Source organism: Stenotrophomonas lacuserhaii (genome assembly GCF_039674585.1).
Taxonomy (GTDB): domain Bacteria; phylum Pseudomonadota; class Gammaproteobacteria; order Xanthomonadales; family Xanthomonadaceae; genus Stenotrophomonas; species Stenotrophomonas pennii_A.
On the sequence record NZ_JBDJNU010000018.1, the window covers coordinates 22,951 to 42,574 of the forward strand.

The window sequence follows — 19,624 nt, forward strand, 5'->3', positions numbered from 1 at the left end:
GGCGTCCATCGGCGGGCCGCGGCCAGGGTGCACGGCCATGAACGAATTGATGGCCATCGGCAACAAGACGCTGATGCTGGTGCTGATGCTGTCGGCGGGCCCGGTGATGGTGGCGACCGTGGTGGGCCTGCTCATCGGCCTGTTCCAGACCGTTACCCAGCTGCAGGAGCAGACCCTCCCGTTCGGCGCCAAGATGCTGGCCGTGGTGGTGACGGTGCTGGTGATGCTGGGTTGGATGGCACGCACGCTGATCGACTTCGGCAGCCTGGTGTTCGGCCGCGCGCTGGGGGTTTGATGCAGATCGGCATGACCCCGCTGGATGGTGCGTTGCTGCAGGCGCTCGGCGAGTACGCCGTGCCTGCCACGCTCGGGTTGGCCCGGCTGTTGGCGTGCTTTGCGTGGTTGCCGTACCTGTCCAGTGGCGCGGTTCCGTCGCGCATGGTCAGGACGGTGCTGGCCATGGCGGTGCTGATCGGTGTCTGGCCGGTGACCGAAGCGCTGCAGCGCCCGGCGGACATGCCGTCGCTGGCGCTGGCCGCACTGCGTGAAGCCATGGCTGGCAGCGTGCTGGGGCTGTTGCTTGCGCTGCCTTACCACGTGTTCCATGCCATCGGTTCGGTGATCGACACCCAGCGCGGCGCTGGCGTCGGCGCGATGCTCGACCCGCTCACCGGGGTGGAGGCCACCGAGATGGCCAACCTGCTGCAGATGATGAGCGCGGTGGTGTTCCTGGTGGCGGGCGGACTGGTGCCGTTGCTGGAGGCGATCCACGGCAGCTATGTGCTGGTGCCGATGGGAGGCAGCTTCCTGCCGGAGCTGGCCAGCCTCCACGCGTTCGTGGATATCGTGCTGTCGGCGGCGATGCGCATGGCCGCGCCCGTACTGCTGCTCTTGCTGCTGGTGGAAATCCTGCTGGGCGTGATCTCCCGCTTCGCCCAGCAGCTCAACGCATTTTCGGTATCGCTGGCGGTCAAGTCCATGCTCGCCTTCGCCGCGATGCTGCTCTATTTCATGCTGTCCATGACGGACCAGGTACCCGCCTTGTGGCGGCAGTATCCGGCGCTGCGCGGCCTGCTGCCCGGGGCACCGGGATGAGTTCGGGTGCCAGCGAAAAAACCGAGAAGCCGACCGCGCAGCGACTGGAGAAAGAGGGCAGGAAGGGCAAGTCGTTCAACAGCCGTGACCTGGTGGCCGCCACGGTGCTGTGGCTGGGACTGCCGGCGATCGCGCTGTTCAGCTCGTTGTCGCCGTTGGCGCAGCTGTACGTGGACATCGTGCGGGGGGGGTTCTCCATCACCCCTACCGCCGCGACGCTGGCCGCGTTGCAGGGGTTGCTGTTGGCGCTGGCACCGGTGCTGTTGGCCGCCGTGCTGGGCGTGGTGGCGTGTTCGCTGGGCATGAGCAAGGGACGCATCGCCACCGAAGCGATCCGCTTTGACCTGAACAAGCTCAACCCCGTCAACGGCTTCAAGAACCTGTTTTCCGCCCGCGTGCTGAAGGACCTGCTGCGCACCGTGCTGTACATGCTGTGCTGCGGAGTGTTCGCCTGGCTGGCGCTGGGCATCTGGGGCACCGATCTGTTCGGCCAGGTGCAGGCCAGCGATGCGCAGCTCGCCGGCGTCTGGCGGCACGTGGCGCTGGTGTTCGGCCTGGGTCTGCTGCTGGCGATGGCCCCGGTGTACCTGCTCGCAGGCTGGCTGGACCATTTCCTCTTCATCCGGGAAATGAAGATGGAGAAGCACGAGGTCAAACGCGAGCGGAAGGACAACGAAGTCAAACCGGAGATCAAGCAGCGCCGGCAGCAGGTCAACGAAGAGCTGTCGGCGCAGGTACAGGCCGACACCCGCGGTTCCACCGTGGTGCTGGCCAATCCCACCCATATCGCCATCGGTATTTTCCTGATGGACGACGACACGCCCATGCCCTTCGTTTCGGTGCGCGAGCGCGGCGCCCGGGCCCGCAAGGTGATCGCGCTGGCCGAGGCCACCGGGGTGCCGGTGGTACGCGACATCAAGCTGGCACGCGCCATCTACGCCAGTACCCCCCGCTATCGCTTCGTGCCCGACCGCAGCGTGGATCCGGTGATGCAGATCGTCCGCTGGCTGCGCGACGTGGAGCGCGCCGGCAAGCCCGGCGGAGACACCGACGCCGGGCCGTCCGATCCGCCCGATTGAACCATCCCTGTCCCATCACTGGAGCACTGCATGAGCATTGACAACGATCCGACCCGCTCCCCCGCTTCACCTGCCGAAGAAGAAGACATCACCCGGCTGATCCTGGAGGGATTGCGCGAGGGTGCCACGGTTGCCGACCTCAAGGGCGTGAGCCGCGACACCCTGGAAGGGGTGTATGCCATCGCGCATCGCTACTACGAGAACGGGCAGCTGGACGAAGCCGAAGCCTTCTTCCGCTTCCTGTGCCTGTACGACTTCTACAACGCTGACTACGCCCTTGGCATGGGGGCGGTGCTGCACCTCAAGCGTGAGTACGAGAAGGCCATCGGCATGTACGCGGTGGCACAGGCGCTGAACCTGACCGATGACCGTCCGATGTTCCACGTCGGCCAATGCCATCTCGCGCTGGGGCGGCTCGGCAAGGCGCGGGACTGCTTCGAAGCCGTGGCGGGCCGGGCCGGTGGCAACGATCTGGGTACGCGTTCGCAGGCCTATCTGGTGCTCCTGGAAGAAACCCCGCCGCCCACTGACACCGAAGCCTGAGCGATGCCTGTCAGGCCTTGGGCTGCCAAGCGCCGGGGGCGCGCGCACAGGGGCGGAAATTGAAAGTTGGGGTGGTCATCGATCGGGATACTGGCCCGGCTGAACCACCCACTGGCCCACCGCCCCGCCCAGCGGGCCGGGCCCCCGGCTCCGGCCGGCACAATCCCACGAGGAACGTCCATGACCGCATCCCTTTCCCTCGCGCCTGCGCCGCCCCTGCCGCTGGTGCTCCGTCGTAGCGGCCACGAATCGGCCATCGAGGCGGCCCGAGGTTTCGGTGTCCGTCTGCCCGTCGCGCAACTGGAGCGGGTGACCGCAGAGGTATTCGCAACCTTCGCCGCCCGGGCCCCGCAGGGCCCGGACGCCACCCCGCCCCACAACGACGCGGTGGCGCTGCGCGCGCCGGACCTGGCCCGGCTGCACCAGGCGGCCGGCGATGAGGGCCGGCGCCTGCCGCCGGAGAGCCTGCTGACCCTGTGGCTGGGCCATCTGCAGCAAGCCCTTGGCGATCAGCGCTTCGATCGGATCGAGCAGCGGCTGCAGGCTTACCGCTCGAACCTGCAGGCACGTGCGCAGCAGGCGGGCTACTTGTCGGCCGAGATGCAGGCGGCGCTGGATGCCGCCCTGGCGGCGCAGACGGCGGCGGAGGCCGCGGCGGGCGAGGCCGGTGCCCAGCAGGGCGCACTGGAACTGGCGCATGAGAACGTCCAGCGGTTGCAGGCCGAGCTGGATGCCCTGGACCCGGCCGACCCGGCTCATGCGGCCAAGCAGGCCGAGCTCGCTTCCGCACGCGAGGTCCTGCAGCAGGCGCAGGGTCGTTTCGACGCCGCTTCGAAGGCGCTGAATGACGCCGTCGCGTTGCTCGACGCCACCCTCGGCGAGCTGGATGAGCAGGAGGCTCGACTGCGCGGCTTCAATCACGGGCAGCCGATGGTTGGCGGTGAGACGGAGCGGAAGTTGAACGCCGCCGACACGCTCACCATGCTGATGGCGATCATCAGCAAGCTGATGGGCAATCACGCCGACAGCACCATGAAGGACATGAGCGCATTCACCATCCAGACCATCAAGGCGCGCCAGGCGAAGGAGCAGGAACGCATCCGCCAGCATGAAGAAGAACTGCAGCGGGCACGCGATGCCGAGAAGAAGACCGGCTGCGCCGGCAAGATCTTCGGCTGGATCGGCGCTGCGGTCGGCGCGATCGCCAGCATCGGCGCCATCGTGGTGGGCGCGTTGCACGGCAACGTGGCGCTGATCGCCGGCGGTGTGATGGGCATGATGCTCACCATCGACAGCATCGTGGGCATGACCACGGGTTTCTCTGTTGTCGGCAAGGCGGTGGAACAGGTTGGCAAGGTGATAGCCAGTGCGCTGATCGCATTCGGTGTTGCTGAGGCACTGGCCAGGCAGATCGGGTCGATCCTCGCCACCGTGGTTGTCATGGTCGCGATCATCGCGGCGATGTTGGTCACCGGCAACCTGGCGGCCGCAAGCAGGACGGCAGCACTCGCAGCCAAGGGCGTGGTGGAAACCACCGCGACGGCGGCGGCGCGGATGATCGAACAGGCGTCAAAGGTGATGCAGTTCGTGGCCCAGGCGGCAGGCGCCATCGGACAGACGGTGCACAACGTCGGACAGATCGTCGTCGCCGGCATCATGATCGAGGTCAAGAAGCTGCTGAAGATGATCCAGGAGAGCCTGTTCGGTGATCAGGTCCTGCAGGACATGATGCGGATGATCGCCGAGGCAGGCAGCCGGACCCATCGCCTCGCGCTTGAACTGGTGGCGCAGATGAGCGAGGTCCAACAGGACCGCGCGGACACCGCTGCCCACGTCATCGGCCATATGCGCCACCGCGCCTGAGCGCGCCCTTTTCTTTCACCCTCTACAGGAAAACTTTCCATGTCACAGATCTCCTCCCTCCCGCAGCCGGTGCTGCAGCAGGTAGCGCAGCGATTCGCGCCCGCGCTGGATTCGGCCCCGGTGCCGTCATCGCAGGACGAAGCGCAGGCCCGACGCGCTGCCGACAGCGTGGCCCGGAAGAACGAACGATCGCGGCAGGATCCCGCACGCCGCGCCGCCCCCGATCTCGCTGCGCCGGCTGCGTCGGCGGCCGGGTTTGCCGGGCTGGGAGCGCTGCTGCCGTTGATTGCCGGCCAGCATCCGGCGATGGTACCCGGCGCGACCGCGGAAGCATTCGCCGTGCTGCACCGGAGCGCCGCGATTGCCGTTGCCGGCGCTGACACCCTCCCGCCTGCGCTGCTGGTCGAGCAGGCGAAGACGCTGATCAACCTGGCCACGGCCGATGGACAGCTGGTGCTGCCGACCCCTGCCGAGGTGCGCGCACTGGCCGGCACCGCCGACGGCGTGCCGCCGGGCATGGAAGCGCTGCACGCCCTGCTGAGCGATGCACCGGCCGCGCGCGACGTGCTGGACGCACTGGCCCAGCGGCCCGACGAGGAACTGAAGCTGGGGCGGGGCGGTAATGCGCGCACCGATTTCGTCCTCCTGCTGGTGGCGTTGTTGATGAAGATGAGCGCCAGCCAGCGCGAACAGGCGGTGGCGATGGTCGAACTGGCCGTGCAGTCGCTGGGCGCGATGACCGACAGCATGGTGGCATCGGCGAAAGCCACCCAGTCCGCCAAGATCGTCACCGCCGTGGTGGGCGGGCTGGTCGCCGCCGGTGGCGTTGGCCTGGGCGCGGCTGCGGCCTACAAGGGTGTGCAGAACCTTCGCGGCAACAAGACAACGGCCGACGCAACGACGGCCGATGCCAGCCATGCCAACAGCAACACTGCGGTGGGCATGAACAACGCGCCGGCCGGTGCCACCGCGCGTCCGCCCCAGGTAGAAACGCTGCGGCAGCGTCCGCAGACGCTGCAGGAAACGTCCGCGGTACGCGAAACAAAACTCGCCGTCAGCAATACCAAGACCGGCGTAGTGGCCAACGCAGGCCAGGCCGTCACCCAGACCAGCGTCGGCGTAGGCAACGCCGCGGGAACCCCGTTGGAACTGGAGGCCACGGGCCATACGGTTGATTCCGAGCGTGACCGCATCAACAAGGACATCGAAGTCGACCTCGGCAGCAAGATCAACCAGGACGCCAACAAGAGCAGCGAAAGCCAGCAGGCGATGTTCAACACCCTGGTCACCCTGGCCCAGGACAACCAGGACGCGGCCAAGCATGTCATCGGCAACATGCGCCGTTGACCGCACGCCGTCCTTTCCCTGACCGGTGGCGCCGCTGCGCCCCGGCCTCCCTGTCACGGAGCATCCCATGAGAACCGAGCCAAGTTCCACGTCCGTCGGCATCGCGCCGCCGCCCGCCTTCCGCGGTGGACGCGAGGCGCCCATCGAAACCGCCACCGAGCGTGCGACATCCTCGCCACGCATTCCCGCCTCGCCGCTGCTGCTGCACCTCGCCACGTACGGTGCGGGCAGCAGCGTGCCGGCCGACGATGAGCAATCGCTGCTTCAGCTGGCAACCCACCAGGAGGCGCTGTTCCAGCACAGGAAGCGCGCGTTGGTTGTCGACGCGGTGCGCCATTCGCCGTGGCCCGCCATGGCCGACGCCGACCCGGACGATCTGCAGGCCCGGCAGATCATGCAGGACGCCCGACAGGCTCTGCATGGCGTACTTCCATCCGAGCAGATCGAGGACGCGGAACAAGCGGCGGACGGATCGCACAGCGACTTCTTCAAGGAAATCGCCGATCTGATAGCCCGCCTTGAGCGCGACTGGATCAGCAAATACAGCGGGCTGCTGGCGGGGTATGTCGCCTTCTACAAGGAACTGACCAATATCCTGGCCGACCTCAGGGACCAGCTTGGAAAGCCGGACAAAGACGGCATGGTCCACGTCGACTTCACTGCCTTGCGCGGGGAGTTCGACAAGCTGAGGACGACGTGGGCCACCAAGGGGTTCGGTGAAGTATTTGGCACCGAAGCGGCCGCCAGGCAGTTTCTCGCGGAGTTGGGTATCGAAGGCCTGAGCGTGGTCGAGGTGCAGCCTGGCGGCGGCTGGCAGATCAGCATCGATCCGGACCTGATCAACTCACTGCAGAACGTGTTTCCTGCCGACGTCGGCCCGATCAGCGCGAGTGCGCTGAATGAACTGATGGCTCAGAAGGAAGTGATGATGGAGCGCTTCAACTTCATCAATCGCGCGATGCCTGAAAAATACCAGCGGCAGCTGCAGATGTGGGACTCGCTGGTGAAGATCCTCAGCAGCACCATCGACGCCGTCACTGAAGCGGATCGGGCGTTCATACAGGCATTGGCCGGCTGACAGGAGATTAGATATGCCCTACCAAAATCAAGTTTCATCCTCGCCCCTGCGGACCCCTAATTTCAGTCACGCGCGCCAGAGCGCGGCAGATGGGTTCGACAACGTCGGCGTCGGAAATGGCTCCATGCCACCCACGCCTGGTGCGGCACGATCGCCGCAGTCCCATGGGGAAGCAGCGGGCTTCCAGCTGCGGTACGCCCCATCGCTCGACAGCCTGAACAGTCTCCATGAACTCGGGCAAATGCATGACGCTTCGGGCTTCGACGGCGACCTTGGCATGGGCGACAGCGATGGCGGCGATGGCCTGCATCGTGCGGACTACGCGAAGCAGATGGAGCGAAGCCACCCGCTTGACCTGGGCCAGCAATCGCCCCGCTACCAGGGGCAACACGGCCAGGATATCGCGCGCGAACTTTCGCCGCTGATACAGCAGTGGGACCAGCGGGCTGGCGCGATCGACGGGCTTCGCACACCGCAGGGGGCAACGCCGCCCGACGCGTTGTTCAGCAGGGCGCAGATAGATGAATCGAGCATGTCGCGTGAGCACTGCGCGCGGACCGTGCTTGCCGGGCTGGGCGTTACGCCGCCCGAGGTGGAAACCCTGCTGAGAAATCACGCCAGGTCGGAAGGTGGCACGGCCATCCTCGATGCCTGCCGCCTGCTGACCATGCCGGAACTGATAGGCGACCCGAAGGCCCACGCAACACTGCAGAAGCAGCTGAAGGGCTATCTGAAGGCGGCAAGAGGTGATTATTCCGGCGTTTATCGCGCCTTCGCACATCATTCGAGCAGGGAAATCAAGAAGCTGAAGGATGGCATCGAGACGACGGTCGCTGCCATAGGCTATTCAGTCGTCAAGGACCGGCTGTTGGCCGATCTGGCCCCCGCGCTGGTGCACGCCCTGGAGCGGAAGAATCCCGGGATGTCGTCTGAGGCGCTGCGGGCCCGGTTGCCGGAGCTCATCAACGCCCAAGGGTTCTCGGCACTCACCCATAGGATGAACAACGCAAATGCGAGTGGCCTGTTGCAGGACGCGCCGCTGTTGCCGCAGTTCGTGGAGAGCGCCGAAGAGCCGAAGCCTCCGCCGGCAGGCAAGCCTGCGGAGCCGGTCAATGACTTCGTCAAGCATCTGGTCAGCGTACTGGGCGCGATCAAGCCGCCCAACATCCACATCGAGAACAACGCAAAGCAGACCGTCCACCAGGATGGCTGGAATTTCCAGGGCAACAAGGACCCGCGTCCGGAAAAGACAGCAGACGCGGTGCCACTGACGATCAAGGCGCTGCCGGAGGTGGATGATCTGGAGGAACAAGCGCTGGACGAGGGTATTGATATGATCGAAGTCGACTCGGAGACCGAAGAAATGCAGGTTGAAGATCTGGAAGTCGAGAAGCAGGTTGAGGAGGACGAAACAGCGCGCGAGGACCCGCCGCGCAACGAGCGCAGCAGCGGCACGGGGCGCTTTGGAGCGCCTGTCCATCCACTGTTGGGGAGCCTGCTGAGCGACCTCAGGCAGAACGCGCGCTACCAGCACGTCGCCAATGGTGGTGCTCACCCCATACCGGACAATCTCGTTTCGGCTCGCTCTGTTGAACAGGATGAAGACGAGGAGGAGACCGTTGCAAGCAGTGCGCGCGGGTTCAACATGGACAAGTCTGATCGCGCCTCAGCGTTCGGCCGGCTGGCAACGGCCTTCGAGCCAGGTAAACAGCCATCCGCATCGCACTTCGTAGACGCGCATGAGCGGGTCCGATGAAACCAGCACGGGCGTGCGGCAGTTGATCGCCCTGGTCACCGGCTCGGTCTCCGCGATGGATATACATCGCGGAGACCGACGGGTGGAAGATCTGCGCATGGATTCGTTGGAAATGGCCGATCTGCTGGTGACGATCGAAGAGCGGTTCGACGTGGTCATCACTGCCGATGCACTGGCCGGCGCGCGCACGGTGGCCGAACTGGAGGCGACCGTGCGCCGGCTGCAGTGCGTCGCCGGGTGACCCGGGCGGGGCGCCTGGCCGCGGGCGTTCTGCTCGCTGCCGGCGCCTCTTCCGTGCAGGCGGCATCCTTCTACGCGGGGGTGTCCGCCGACGGCCGTTTGGTGGTGGCCGATGAACCCGTGCGCGGGCTGCTTGCCTTTCAGCCGTCCACCCCCCGCAAGGCGCTGGGACGTCCACCGGGGGACCGCGCGGACGCCTCGCGATGGCAGCCGCTGCTGTGGCAGGTCGCCGCAGAGGTCGGCATCGAGCCGGCGCTGCTGCAGGCGGTGGTCCAGCAGGAATCCGGCTTCGACCCGCTCGCCGTTTCGCCTGCCGGCGCGGCAGGCCTGATGCAGTTGATGCCGGCAACCGCCACGCGCTTCGGCGTGCGTGACCGGCTTGATCCCGCGCAGAACCTGCGCGGTGGCGCGCGCTACCTGGCATGGCTGCTGGACCACTTCGACCAGGACCTCGACCTGGCCCTGGCGGGCTACAACGCCGGCGAAGGCAGCGTACGTCGGCATGGGAACCGGGTCCCGCCGTTTGCCGAAACGCAGGCCTACGTCCGCGCCGTGCGGCGACGCTACGCGCACTGATTCGACACCTCACGGTGGCGGTATTTACAACTCGGCTTATATCGCCGCCGCGTATGCGCCCGCAGCATAGCCAGCGCCAACCACGGCACGTCACCCTCTGTTGATCATCCCATGTTGCATGTACTGAGAATCCTTGCGGGCAGCTTGAGCGGCGTCGAATATTCCATAGCCGACGGTGCAACCGTATTCCATGTGGGCCCGCAGGACGACCTGGCCAATGGCCGTGCCGCACAGCTGCTCGATGCCGATGACCGCGCCTATTTCATCCCTGCGGACCTGCCGGCTGCCGCCTTCGCGCTGCAGGCAGCGGGCACGCAGGGCGGGCTGCAGTTGGGCGAGCGCGCGGACGAACACGCCGGCTGGACATGGCGTGCGCTGCCGCTGCAGCAACCGATCCAGGTGGCCGGCATCCATTTCGCCGTACGCGAACAACCGGGCGAGTGGTCGGCGCAGGTGCTTGCGTTCGTGCCACCCGCGCTGCCGATGGAGTTTCCCGTCGCTGCGGCAGCGGATACCGTCGCGCGTCCCGTCCGCCGTCGTCCGGCACTGCTGCTTGGCATCGGTGCGCTGCTCGCCGCAGGGGCAGGGGCCGCATGGTTCCATTGGCAGCACCAGCCGGAAGCACGCGTGCGCGGCCTGGCCAGTGTGCTGTCCAATGCACCGGCGGACTATACGATTGCCGCTGGCAACGATGGACACCTGTATGCCTTCAGTGACAGCGCTTCGGCGCGCAGCTGGGGCGAGCGTGCCAGCCGCCGCGCGCAGCGGCGCAGTGACACGCATCTGCTGCGCCGCGAAGAGGCCCTGCGCCTGGAACGCGCGCTGATCGCCGCCGGCATGGAGCCGGTGGTAGTGAGGCTGGATGACCCGGCACGCCCGGACGTGGTGCTGAGCGGCCGCTTGACCGCCGCACGCACCGCGCAGGTCGGTGCCGTGCTGGCACCCCACGCGCCGTATCTCAAGCAGGCGCGGGTGTCGGCCATCAGCGACCAGCAGTTGATCGCCCTGGCGCGACAGCAGATGCGTGTACTGGGCATCAGCACCCGCAGCGAACCACGCGGAGAGCGGGTCAGCATCGTCAATGACGTGTTCCTCGACGATGCCGGATTGAACGCCATGGCCGGCGCCGCGCGTACGTTCCACCAGCAGTGGGGGACGCGCCGCATCCGCCTGGCACCCCAGCTGTGGGACGACCTGCTGCAGGGCCGTTCCTACCGCTATTCCCCGGGCCAGCTGCTGTCGGTGGGCAGCGGCCGCTGGGACTACGCCCGCGCTGCCGCATCCCAGGCGGCGCCTTGAATCACTACCCAGACTGGAGATCACCATGAACAGCACACTGCCCATCACCACGAGCGGATGGGAAGACCCGGGCGACGGGACCGGCAATTCGGACAACTGGAAGGGATGGATGTCCAACCACTCCAAGATGTTCGACGACGGTGTGAACGACCTGAAGACGAGGATGGAGGAGATAATGAAAGAGCTGGGCGATGACGGCAACGCCAGCAACCCCGCGATGCTCGCCCAATACCAGGCCGCGCTGTCCGAATACAACATGTACCGGATGCTGCAGTCGAATTCGACCAAGAGCCTGAGTGACCAGAGCAAGTCGGTCATCCGCAACCTGGCCTGAGCCCTGAGCCCTGAGCCCTGCGGCCTGCGCGTAGCGTGGGCCGTCCTTCGCGACGAGGAAATCCCCCATGAGTATCATCGCCACCGCACCCGCCGGCGACTTCGATATTGCAGAAGTGGACGGCGTGCCCGTTCCGCTTTCCAGCCGCTTCAACCAGGCCTTCGCCGAAAGCTATGTGTGGGCGGGCCGCGAACGCGACGCCATCCTGGCCGCGGCCAATGATCCGGCGGTCGCCAGCGACCCGGCCCGGATCCATGCGCTGCAGCTGCAGCTGGATGCCTACACCAAACAGATCGCATTGAGTTCATCGTTGGTCAGCCACGCGACCAAGGGCATCGAAACGCTGGTGAAGAGCTGAGCCATGATCGGTTTCACGACGCGTCGCATGCTGACCGCGCTGCTGTGCCTGCTGCTGGCCGGCTGCGCGCGCTCCGAACTGCTGCAGGCCCTGGACGAGCGCCAGGCCAATGAAGTGGTGGCGGCGCTGCTCCACCACAACATTCCCGCCGAAAAGCGCCTGCAGGGCAAGGCCGGCTTCGTGGTGCGCGTCGGTGCGGACGACCTGGCCGAGGCCATCGACCTGGTGCAGCTGAAAGGCCTTCCCTCCGCACCCCGCACCCAGATCTCCGCGTTGTTTCCCGCCGATGCGATGGTCAGTACGCCACTGGCAGAGCGTGCACGCCTGCTGTCTGCCATCGAACAGCGGCTGGAGGAATCGCTGACCACGCTGGTCGGAGTGAAGCGCGCGCGCGTGCACGTGAGCTACGATGCCGGCCCGGTCGAGGGCAGCCTGCAGCAGCGCAGGCCGCCGGCGATGCATGTCGCCGCGGTGCTTGCCCATTCGGCCGACATGGACCAGGCGGTGCTGCTGGCCACGGCCAAGCGCTTCCTGCGCAATGCCTTCGTCGATGTTGCCTACGATAACGTGTCGGTGGTGCTGACCCCGGCTGCCGAGCCGCGCAGCCTGGCAGTGACGCCGGCCGACGCGCCGCCGCCGGTGTGGATGTGGCTGCTGCTGCCGTCGATCGGATTGCTGCTGTTGGCCGCCGCTGGCGGCTGGCTGTTGAAGCGTGGCGACCCACGCGCCCGTGACGTGGTGGATCGCCTCCGCCGCCGTCGCCGGGATGCGTCCGGACCAACCCATGCATGATCGCCTGCGCATCCTGCATGATCCGCTCGCCTACTACCGGCCCTGGCAGGCCGCGCAGGCGCCGTTGTCCGCTTCGCAGCGCAGCGCCTTGAACCGTTGGCTCTGCCACGTCCATCGCTTGCCACCCGCGCCCGCGGATGTGGGCACGGTTGCACCGCTGGTGGACCGCGTGATCCGCGGTTGGTGGCGGATCCCCACGGCGGCCTGGCTGCTGGCGTGCGCCGGGCAGCGGCGACAGGTGCTGGGAGCCCGTTGGCTGGCGAGCCAGCCGCCCGCACTGCACGCCTTCCTGCGGCTGGGATTTCCCGAAGCCTCTGTCCGTTGGCCGTATCCGCCGCCACCGGACATGCTGCTGGCCTGGGGCGGGCAGCAGCTGCAGCAAGGGCTGCGCAGCCAGCTTCCAGACTGGCTGCATGCGCGTATCGCCCTGTGGTTCGAAGGCCTGCCGGCGCTGCCGGAGGCAGCCGCCGGCGCCAATCATCCGTTTGACATGACCTGCTTCCTGAGTGCCTGGAACCATGCTGAAGACCTATCCTGACAGCCTGCTGGAACGCGCCGTCGACAATGTCATCCAGGCGGCCAGCGTCCAGCAGGGCATCGACCTTGCCCGCGTCGAGGCGTTTTCGCGTCGACAAGTGACGCGCGAGCGTGAACAGGCCCGGTTGGAAGGGCGTGAGCTGCGCGCTGCCGCTGCCTTCGAAGGCTACCGGGACGGCGTGCTGCATGCACTGGGCGCCCTGCAGCACGTCATCGAAGGCGTGCGGCGGGAGCAGCTGACGCTCGCCGCGGCGGTGCGCGACCACGTCCATGCCACCTTGCACGCGATGAACGCCGCACCGGATGTCGTCATCGAGCCGATCTGCAGTGCATTCATCCACCGGTCGGCGCAGGCCGACGACGCCACCCAGGCCGTGCTGCATGTTCCGCAGCAGCACGAAATCCTGCTGCAGGCACTGCGCGCCGATCCGCGCCTGCATGCGCTCGATGTCCGGCCGGCGGACCGTCAGCTGCCGCTGCTGGAACTGGGCGCGCTGGCATGGGAGCTGGACCTGCAGGGCAGCCTGCTGGAAGACGTGGAGCTTGCTCTGGGCCAGGCGCTGCCTGGTGTGCAGGACCGCCTGAACCTCCTCGCCAGCAACTACAGCGCCGATGTGCTGGAGGCGCTGGATGCCGCCAACCAGACACGCCGTTTCACTCACTTCAAGGAATCGCAATGAACCCGATCGCTGCTGCAAGGTCCCCCGCTTCGATGCCGTCGCAGGAAACGGGTGGTCCCCTGTCGCTTGCCGAGCGCGTGCTGGCCCAGGGCCGGGGCACCGCTGACGCCGATATCAGTGTTCCTGACGATACCGGGGCAGGGGAAGGAGCGCTCACTCCGTTGCCGCAACCGATCACGGACATGCAGGCCGCCATCGCGGGCTGGGCGTGGGTGGCGTTCAAGGATCGGCTCATGCTGGGCGACGAGGAAGAGACCGGGGTCCCCCCCCTCAGCATCGACATCTGACCGCCAGGCCCGGGCCGGGCGCGGCGAGGTTGTTCTCTTCATTCCCGATGCCGCCGCCCCCGGCTATGCTGTGACGATGCAGCTACCGAAAATCGCCCTTCCCCTGATCTGCCTTGCCCTGCTGGCCAGCCCCTTGGCGCATGCGCGCGGCACGATTGAAAAGGTGGACATCCACGGCCTGGATAAAGGTGACGACGCCGAGATCATCGAGAACATCGAGGTCTCGCTGACGCTTTTCGACACGATCGGCAAGGTGCAGGGAGAATCCCGGTTGGAGTATCTGCTGTCGCAGGCGGAGCGGCAAACCCGCGAAGCGCTTGAGCCGTTCGGGTTCTACAACCCGACCATCACCGTGGAAGCGCCGCGCGAGGGTGAGAAACTGAGGGTGGTCATCAATGTCGTGAAAGGCGAGCCGGTACGGGTCCGCAAGGAGCACATCGAAATTACCGGCCCGGCCATGTACGACCGTTACCTGCAGGATGATCTGGACGCGTTCAAGCCAAGCAAGGGTGACGCCTTCGAACATACCTTGTACGAAGCGAGCAAGATCACGGTGACCCGTCGCCTGGCCGAGCGCGGCTATTTCGACGCCGATTACACCCAGCATCAGGTCCAGGTCACGCGGGCCGAAAACGCCGCCGACATCGACCTGGCGTGGGACAGCGGGCGCCGCTACAACATGGGGCCGATCACCTTCAAGCAGAACTATTTCGTCGACAAGCTGTTCGATCCGCTGGTGTATTGGGAAGAGGGCAGCTATTTCCACGAAGGCAAGCTGGACCGGCTGCGCGAGTCGCTGACCAAGCTGGACTACTTCAGCACCATCGACATACAGCCCAAACCGGAGGACGCCGACGAGAACGGCAACGTGCCAGTGGACGTCAACCTGACGCGGGCCAAACGGAGCATCTACACCACCGGCCTCAGCTATGGCAGCGAAAGCGGCGCCGGTGTGCGCGGCGGGCTGGAGCGGCGCTGGCTCAACAGCCGCGGGCACAAGATGAACACGCAGCTCGACTATGCGCAGAAGCGGAAAAGCCTGACCACCAGCTACCGGATCCCCGCATTCCGCTGGCTTGATGGCTGGTACACGTTCGCTGCCAGCGCCTACGACGAGCAGACCGATTACATCGACCTGCGCAACCTGAAACTGATTGCCAGCCGCAGTGGCCAGATCAATGAGTTCTGGACCGCCACCGCGTCGATGAACGCGCTGCGCGAACGCTGGGGCTACGCATCCGGTACCGAGTTCACCGATGCGGTCTATCAATATTCCACTCTGGTCTACCCGCAGATCGCGGCGGATTACGTCAATGTCGATGACCGCCTGTTCCCTCGCAGCGGCATCAGTGGCAGTGCCACGATGCGCGGCGGCGTTGAAGGGGCCGGATCGGATACCAGTTTCGTGCAGGCCAACATGGTGCTGCGCTGGTACGTGCCGCTGGGCGAGACCAACCGCCTGATCCTGCGCGGCGAAGGCGGCACCACCTGGACCAGCGACCTGGTCGCGATGCCGCCCAGCCTGCGCTACTTCGCCGGCGGTGACCGCAGCATCCGCGGCTATGCCTGGCGTGAAGTGGGCCCGCGCACGCCTGAACCAGACAAGTTCGCGCTCGGTGCCAAGCACCTGGTGGTCGGCTCGGCCGAATACGAACACTATTTCAACGACGGGCCGTGGGGCGCCGCGGTGTTCGTCGACACCGGCAGCGCGTTCGACAACACCCTCGATCTGCATACCGGTGTCGGATTCGGCGTGCGTTGGAAGTCACCGGTCGGCCCGGTACGGGTGGACATCGCGCATGGCCTGAACGATCCGGATTCACAGTTCCAGATCTACCTGAACATCGGAGCTGACCTGTGAGCACGCCGAACCCGACCCCGCCGAGCGCACCCGACGCACACCCGCCAGTGCCGCGGCGGCGCTTCTATCGCCGCCGCCGTTTCTGGGCGTGGTCCGGCGTGGGGGTGCTCGGCCTGGTGCTGGTCGCGCTGCTGGCGCTCTACTGGCTGCTGCAGACCGTGGCCGGCCGTGACGTACTGCTGGCCCAGGTGATCGCCCGCCTGCCGGCAGGGGCCAGTTTCACCTGGGACAAGGCCGAGGGCCCGGTGGCAGGGCCATTGACCCTGCACAACGTCGATTTCCGCTACAACGACATCCACTTCCATGCCGAGCGCGCGCACCTGGAACCGGACCTGCGCCCGCTGCTGGGCCGCAAGCTGCTGCTGGACCGGCTGGAGCTGGACAACGCCACGCTGAACCTGGCCAGGAGCGAGGAGCCGTTCGAACTTCCCTCCTGGCCCGGTTCGTTGCCGCAGATCGAAATGCCGTTGGCCATCCAGGCCGACGTCATCCAGGTCAACGGCCTGCGCGTCACCACCGGGGGGGAGCCGACCATCGACATCGCGCGCATCGGTGGTGGGCTCGAAATCGCCAATGGCGAGTTCAAGGCCAATCAGCTGCTTGTCGACAGCGACATGGGCAATGTCCGCATCAACGGGCATTACATTCCGGCCAACGACTACGACACCGACCTCGGTGTCACCGCCATCCTGCCGGCGCCACGCGGCCGTACCCCGGCCAGCCTGGGACTGGTGGCCCGCGGTGACCTGGGCCATATGGAAGTGGCGGTGGCCGGACGCGCGCCGGACCCGCTGCACGCGACGCTGGTCTTCGATGGGCGCAGCGACCCGACCTGGAAGGCCAGTGTGCGCACCGACGCGCTGGACGTGCGCCTGCTGAATCCAGCGCTCGCAGCCTCCACCCTGGAACCGCTCACGCTGGACGTCCGCGCCGCCGGCAAGGGCGGCAATGCCGACCTGCAGGGCGTCGCGCAGCTCGGCGACCAGCGGATCGAACTGGCGCCCTCCAACGTGCAGCTGGAAGACCAGGTGCTGAACGTTTCACCGCTGGTGGTCAAGGCGTTCGGCGGGCAGGTGCGCCTGAAGGGCAGCGCCGACTTCCGCGAGCAGAACAACCAGAAACTCCATTTCTCGATCGTCGCCACTGACCTGACCTATACGCCAGCGACGGATCCCAACACCGCCGGCAGCGTCGCGGTGCCGGTGACGCTGAAGGAAGCGCGCATGGGCCTGGCCGGGACGCTGCAGGCGTGGGCGGCGGTCGGCACCGCCGACATCACGCGCGATGGCCAGCAGGCGGCGTTGCAGTTCGACGTGCGCGGCAATGAAAACGCGGCACGCATCGAGCAGCTGCAGGCGCGTACGCCGGGCGGCACGCTGGGCGTTGAAGGCAACGTGGCGTGGGCCCCGCAGCTGCAATGGGATGCCAACGCGACGCTCGACGGGTTCGATCCCGGCTACTTCCTGCCGGGTTGGGACGGTCGTCTGTCCGGCAACTTCGCCAGCACCGGCCGCCAGCTGCCGGTGCCGGCCAATGCGGCGCCGGACACCACCGGGATCATTGAAGCGACCGTCGACCTGCCCTCGTTGAAGGGCACCCTGCGCCAGCGCGCACTGGATGCACAGGGCCGGTTCGCACTGCAGGGCAGCCAGGGCGAAGGCCAGCTGAAGCTGGCGATCGGGGCGAGCCGGGTGACGGCATCGGGCAAGGTCGGCGACCGCCTGGACATCGACGCGCGCTTCGAGCCGCTGCAGCTCAGCGACCTGCTGCCCGGCGCCGACGGCGGGCTGCGCGGCACGGTGCAGGTCAACGGGCGTCGCGACGCACCGGACATCACCGCCGACCTGGTGGGCAGCACCCTGCGCTGGGGCGACTACGCGGCGGAGGCGATCAGCCTGAAGGGACGCCTGCCGTGGAGCGGCGACAGCGGCACGCTGGCGCTGCAGGGCCGCAGCGTCAATGCCGGCATGTTGCTGGAAAGCGTCAACGTGGATGCGCAGGGCAGTGTCAGCAACCTGCGGCTGACCGCGCAGGGCCGCAACGAGATGGGCGCGCTGGACCTGCAGGGCAGCGTGCGCCAACAGGGCCAGCAATGGCGCGGCACGCTGGAATCATTGCGGCTGGCGCCACAGAAGGGCGATCCCTGGGTGCTGCGCAGCGCGTCGGATTTCGCGGTGAACGGCAGCAACTACAGCCTGAGCGAAACCTGCCTGGCGCCGGCCACCGGCGGCGCGCTGTGCGTGCATGCCAACTGGCCGCGCGAAGGGCTGGTGGTACGCGGTGATGCGCTGCCGCTGACCCTGGTACAGCCGTGGCTGCCGCCGACCTCCGGTCGTCGCATCTACCTGCGCGGCGAAGTGACGATGGACGCGCAGATCCGTCCGCGTGGCAACGCCTGGGAAGGCAACGTGGAGGTGCGATCGGCCGAAGGCGGCGTGCGCCTGGGCGACAACGCACGCGGTGAACTGCTGAAGTACGACCAGTTCTCGGTCAAGCTGGACATGACCCCGGCGCGGATCGATGGCTTCCTCGGCATGGGCTTCCAGGGCAATGGCTTCGTCAATGCCAAGGTGCAGACCGGCTGGGATGCCAGCGCGCCATTGAACGGCGAGTTGTACCTCAACATGGCGCGCCTGTACTGGCTGGAACTGTTCTCGCCGGACATCGTGCGGCCCACCGGCCTGATCGAAGGACACGTGAGCCTGCGCGGCACCCGCAGCCAGCCCCTGCTCGGCGGCGAAGCCACGCTGAGCGACTTCAAGGGCGAGTTCCCGGCGCTGGGCCTGACCTTCGAACAGGGCAAGGGCAACTTCACCGCACAACCGGATGGCTCGGCGAAGATCACCGCGCAGGCCAATTCCGGCAAGGGCACGCTGTATGTCGATGGCGGCCTGTCGTGGTTCGGTGATGCGCAGCCGCTGCAGCTGCATATCCACGGCGAGAACGTGCTGCTGTCCAACACCAGCGAACTGCGCGTGGTGGCGAACCCGAACCTCGACTTCAGCCTGGCCGGCACCACGATGCAGCTGAAGGGCGAAGTGCGGGTGCCGGAAGCGGACATCGACCTGGAACGCCTTGACCGCGGCACGTCCGTATCGGCAGACGTGGTGGTGCTCGATCCGGTGGACCCCGAAGAAACAGCGACCTCGCCGCTGGACATGGACCTGACCGTGAGCCTTGGTGACAACGTCAAGATGGCCGGCTTCGGGCTGAAGGGCGCCCTGACCGGCAGGATGCAGGTGTGGGCCAAGCCGGGCCGTGAAATGACCGCCAATGGCGGGCTGGAAGTGAGCGGTCGCTACAAGGCCTACGGCCAGGACCTGACCATCACCCGCGGCCAGCTGACCTGGAATTACAACCCGGTGTCCGACCCGCGCATCAACCTGCGTGCCGAACGCCGGATCGGTGATATCACCGCCGGCATCGATGTCACCGGGCGCGCCATGCAACCCCGTGCACAGGTGTGGTCGGATCCCTCCATGTCGCAGTCCGAGGCGCTCGGTTACCTGGTGCTGGGCCGCAGCCTGACCGGTGCCACCAGCGACCAGACCCAGCAGGTCAACGCCGCGTCCGCTGCGCTGTCGGCAGGAAGCGGCCTGCTGGCTTCGCAGCTGGGGGCGAAGCTGGGCCTGGACGATGCCGGCGTCAGCCAGTCGCGCGCGCTGGGCGGGTCGGTGCTGGGGGTGGGCAAGTTCATTTCGCCGAAGTTGTATGTCGGCTACGGCGTTTCGCTGGTGGGCAGCGGTTCGGTGCTGACGCTGAAGTACCTGCTCAGTCGTGGCTTCGATATCGAAGTGGAATCGAGCACGGTGGAAAACCGCGGTTCATTGAACTGGCGCCGCGAAAAGTAGCGGCGCCGCGTTCAAGGTGAACGGCCGCCCGGGGTCAAACCGGGCAAT

19 protein-coding genes are annotated in these 19,624 nt (G+C 66.7%); all 19 read left to right on the forward strand.

The features are described 5' to 3' along the window. The first annotated feature begins 37 nt into the window (after window positions 1-37). The 19 genes from sctS to ABE522_RS09165 all read left to right on the forward strand — a co-directional run bounded on the left by sctS (window position 38) and on the right by ABE522_RS09165 (window position 19,576). A complete protein-coding gene (gene sctS / locus ABE522_RS09075; protein WP_346591421.1) occupies window positions 38-295 on the forward strand; it encodes a type III secretion system export apparatus subunit SctS in 258 nt (85 codons plus the stop codon). An 11-nt stretch (window positions 296-306) separates the two neighbouring features. Beyond that, entirely contained in the window at window positions 307-1,095 is a 789-nt protein-coding gene (gene sctT / locus ABE522_RS09080) for a type III secretion system export apparatus subunit SctT (protein WP_346591422.1), read from the forward strand. Continuing rightward, a complete protein-coding gene (locus ABE522_RS09085) occupies window positions 1,092-2,174 on the forward strand; it encodes an EscU/YscU/HrcU family type III secretion system export apparatus switch protein (protein WP_346591423.1) in 1,083 nt (360 codons plus the stop codon). The genes sctT and ABE522_RS09085 overlap by 4 nt, the downstream gene beginning before the upstream one ends. A 30-nt stretch (window positions 2,175-2,204) precedes the next feature. Next, window positions 2,205-2,717, forward strand: a complete 513-nt coding sequence (locus ABE522_RS09090) for a SycD/LcrH family type III secretion system chaperone (RefSeq protein ID WP_346591424.1) — start codon at window positions 2,205-2,207, stop codon at window positions 2,715-2,717. Window positions 2,718-2,897: 180 nt separating this feature from the next. Continuing rightward, on the forward strand, window positions 2,898-4,580 hold the full coding sequence (gene sctE / locus ABE522_RS09095; RefSeq protein WP_346591425.1) for a type III secretion system translocon subunit SseC family protein: 1,683 nt from the start codon (window positions 2,898-2,900) through the stop codon (window positions 4,578-4,580). 39 nt (window positions 4,581-4,619) lie between these two features. Continuing rightward, window positions 4,620-5,927, forward strand: coding sequence for a hypothetical protein (locus tag ABE522_RS09100; RefSeq protein ID WP_346591426.1), 1,308 nt, complete (start codon window positions 4,620-4,622; stop codon window positions 5,925-5,927). A gap of 67 nt (window positions 5,928-5,994) precedes the next feature. After that, complete coding sequence (locus tag ABE522_RS09105) at window positions 5,995-7,005, forward strand: IpaD/SipD/SspD family type III secretion system needle tip protein (protein ID WP_346591427.1); 1,011 nt, start codon at window positions 5,995-5,997, stop codon at window positions 7,003-7,005. 13 nt (window positions 7,006-7,018) lie between these two features. Then, entirely contained in the window at window positions 7,019-8,761 is a 1,743-nt protein-coding gene (locus ABE522_RS09110) for a hypothetical protein (protein WP_346591428.1), read from the forward strand. Continuing rightward, complete coding sequence (locus ABE522_RS09115; RefSeq protein WP_346591429.1) at window positions 8,745-9,002, forward strand: acyl carrier protein; 258 nt, start codon at window positions 8,745-8,747, stop codon at window positions 9,000-9,002. Before ABE522_RS09110 ends, ABE522_RS09115 begins: the two co-directional genes overlap by 17 nt. Window positions 9,003-9,055: 53 nt before the next feature. Further along, window positions 9,056-9,577: a lytic transglycosylase domain-containing protein gene (locus tag ABE522_RS09120; protein ID WP_406846329.1), complete on the forward strand. Its 522-nt coding sequence runs from the start codon at window positions 9,056-9,058 to the stop codon at window positions 9,575-9,577. A 111-nt stretch (window positions 9,578-9,688) separates the two neighbouring features. Continuing rightward, on the forward strand, window positions 9,689-10,876 hold the full coding sequence (locus ABE522_RS09125) for a PrgH/EprH family type III secretion apparatus protein (RefSeq protein WP_346591430.1): 1,188 nt from the start codon (window positions 9,689-9,691) through the stop codon (window positions 10,874-10,876). Window positions 10,877-10,901: 25 nt separating this feature from the next. After that, window positions 10,902-11,210, forward strand: coding sequence for an EscF/YscF/HrpA family type III secretion system needle major subunit (locus ABE522_RS09130; protein WP_346591431.1), 309 nt, complete (start codon window positions 10,902-10,904; stop codon window positions 11,208-11,210). A gap of 67 nt (window positions 11,211-11,277) precedes the next feature. Then, window positions 11,278-11,568, forward strand: a complete 291-nt coding sequence (sctI, locus tag ABE522_RS09135) for a type III secretion system inner rod subunit SctI (protein WP_346591432.1) — start codon at window positions 11,278-11,280, stop codon at window positions 11,566-11,568. Window positions 11,569-11,571: 3 nt separating this feature from the next. Then, a complete protein-coding gene (gene sctJ, locus ABE522_RS09140; protein ID WP_346591433.1) occupies window positions 11,572-12,360 on the forward strand; it encodes a type III secretion system inner membrane ring lipoprotein SctJ in 789 nt (262 codons plus the stop codon). Continuing rightward, the gene (locus ABE522_RS09145) at window positions 12,353-12,898 is read left to right on the forward strand and encodes a hypothetical protein (protein ID WP_346591434.1); all 546 of its coding nucleotides are present in this window, start codon (window positions 12,353-12,355) and stop codon (window positions 12,896-12,898) included. Before sctJ ends, ABE522_RS09145 begins: the two co-directional genes overlap by 8 nt. Then, window positions 12,879-13,577 carry a hypothetical protein gene (locus tag ABE522_RS09150; protein ID WP_346591435.1) on the forward strand — a complete coding sequence of 233 codons (699 nt, stop codon included), beginning with the start codon at window positions 12,879-12,881 and terminating at the stop codon, window positions 13,575-13,577. The genes ABE522_RS09145 and ABE522_RS09150 overlap by 20 nt, the downstream gene beginning before the upstream one ends. Further along, window positions 13,574-13,864 (forward strand): hypothetical protein, encoded by a 291-nt coding sequence (locus ABE522_RS09155; RefSeq protein ID WP_346591436.1) that lies wholly within the window; start codon window positions 13,574-13,576, stop codon window positions 13,862-13,864. Before ABE522_RS09150 ends, ABE522_RS09155 begins: the two co-directional genes overlap by 4 nt. Before the next feature lie 76 nt (window positions 13,865-13,940). Further along, window positions 13,941-15,725, forward strand: a complete 1,785-nt coding sequence (locus ABE522_RS09160; protein ID WP_346591437.1) for an autotransporter assembly complex protein TamA — start codon at window positions 13,941-13,943, stop codon at window positions 15,723-15,725. Beyond that, window positions 15,722-19,576, forward strand: a complete 3,855-nt coding sequence (locus tag ABE522_RS09165; RefSeq protein WP_346591438.1) for a translocation/assembly module TamB domain-containing protein — start codon at window positions 15,722-15,724, stop codon at window positions 19,574-19,576. Before ABE522_RS09160 ends, ABE522_RS09165 begins: the two co-directional genes overlap by 4 nt. The last annotated feature ends 48 nt before the right edge of the window (window positions 19,577-19,624 follow it).